Source organism: Bifidobacterium sp. RTP21102st3_E2_RTP21102_210122, from assembly GCF_040916945.1.
Lineage (GTDB): Bacteria > Actinomycetota > Actinomycetes > Actinomycetales > Bifidobacteriaceae > Bifidobacterium > Bifidobacterium longum.
On the sequence record NZ_JBCPAN010000015.1, the window covers coordinates 1 to 2,222 of the forward strand.

Sequence of the window (2,222 nt, forward strand, 5' to 3'; positions counted from 1 at the left end):
TCTTGATGATGAATTAGGCTTTGTAACTGATCAGATGCTAGAAGATATAGAACGTATCAAAGAAAATGATTACGACTATTACAGATACTTGTATTTAGGCGAGGCAGTCGGACTAGGTAACAACGTGTATAACATGAGCACGTTTCACGCTATTGAGACTTTGCCGAGTGATGATAAGCTGATAGGTATCTCATTTGCGCTTGACGGAGGACATCAACAGTCAGCAACGGCTGTATGTGCTTTTGGTATCACAGCTAAAGGTAAGGTAATCTTACTTGATACGTGGTACTATTCACCAGCTGGTCAAATTGTCAAGAAAGCGCCCAGCCAGCTATCGCAAGATATTAACAGTTTTATCAATCGGATTGTGGATAAGTATAAAGTACCAGTATTGCAATACACAATCGACAGCGCAGAGGGTGCTTTGCGTAATCAAATGTATCTTGACTTTGCTATTAGATGGCATCCAGTAGCTAAACTCAAAAAGGTAACAATGATTGATAGTTTTCAGTCATTGTTGGCACAAGGTCGCTTTTATTACCTTGATACAGAAAATAACAAGATATTTATTGAGGAACATAAGATGTACAGATGGGATGAAAAGACTATCAAATCAGATAATCCTAACGTCATCAAAGAAGACGATCACACATGCGATACATCACAGTATTTTGTATTAGATAATGCTAAAATACTAGGATTGCGCGTGGGTAACACATAAGGAGGGCAGACATGAGCCTATTTCAGAAAGTAAAAGACTTTTTCAGTCGCGGGAGGTATAACATGCAAACATCAAATCTAAGCAGCATTCTCGATCATCCAAAAATAGCTGTTACACGAGAGGAATATAACCGTATTCAACATAATTTGACCTATTACCAATCTAAATGGCCTGCTATTGAGTACGTTAATACGGATGGCGATAGAAAACACCGCCCAATGAACCACTTGCCAATCGCTCGTACAGCAGCGAAGAAGATTGCGAGCCTTGTTTACAATGAGCAAGCGGAAATTACAGCAGAGGATGAAACACTGAATGAGTTTTTGAATGATATGCTGGCTAATGACCGCTTTAACAAGAACTTTGAGCGATACCTTGAGAGTTGTTTGGCGCTTGGTGGGCTTGCTATGCGCCCTTACGTGGATGGTGATAAAATCCGTGTGGCATTTATTCAAGCGCCTGTATTCTTGCCGTTACAAAGCAACACGCAAGATGTATCAAGTGCTGCAATTTTAACAAAGACCATCAAATCAGAGGGCAAAACTAATGTGTACTATACTTTGGTTGAGTTTCACGAGTGGGTAACTAAAGATGGCAGCGATATAGGCAGTACAAAAGACAAGAGCCTGTACCGTATCACTAATGAGCTATACAAATCAAATACAGATAGTTCATTAGGTCAGCGTGTGAACTTGCAAGAGCTTTATCCAGACCTTGAACCCGTAACGGTGCTGAAAGACCTATCACGCCCATTATTCACTTATCTGAAAACGCCCGGCATGAACAACAAAGATATTAACAGTCCGTTAGGTCTATCTATCTTTGACAACGCCAAAACGACTATTGACTTTATCAATCGCACTTATGACGAGTTCATGTGGGAAATCAAGATGGGTCAACGTCGAGTAATCGTGCCAGAACAATTGACACAACTAAAGGTGCAGAATAAAGACGGCTCTATTACATTCAAACGGCGTTTTGATATAGAGCAAAATGTTTATATGCAGGTAGGGGCTGGAAACATGGATAGTGGCGGTATTGTTGACCTCACAACGCCTATCAGGTCATCTGATTACATTTCAGCTATTTCAGAGGGATTGAAGTTGTTTGAAATGCAAATCGGGGTGTCTAGTGGTATGTTTACGTTTGACGGTCAAGGGGTCAAGACAGCGACTGAGATTGTCAGCGAAAACTCTGATACCTATCAAATGAGAAACAGCATTGTAGCACTTGTTGAGCAGTCTATTAAAGAGCTTTGTATCTCAATGTGTGAACTCGGTAAAGCTGTTAATATTTATACAGGAAACATTCCGGAACTTGATGATATATCGGTTAATCTTGATGATGGGGTGTTTACTGATAGGCACGCAGAGCTTGATTACTGGATGAAAATGGTTGCAGCTGGATTTGCGACACAGAAAAGAGGCATTGCAAAGACCCTCAACATCACAGAGGATGAAGCAGCAAAAGAACTTGCTGAAATCAATGGTGAGCTACCACC

General features: G+C 40.7%; 2 protein-coding genes. Both read left to right on the forward strand.

Annotated elements, in window-relative coordinates:
• Positions 1 to 721, forward strand: a 721-nt coding sequence (locus AB5287_RS09845) for a PBSX family phage terminase large subunit (RefSeq protein WP_368221153.1), incomplete at its 5' end; no start/stop codon positions are given.
• An 11-nt stretch (positions 722 to 732) separates the two neighbouring features.
• The coding region (locus AB5287_RS09850; protein WP_368221155.1) for a phage portal protein at positions 733 to 2,222 on the forward strand (1,490 nt) is incomplete at its 3' end.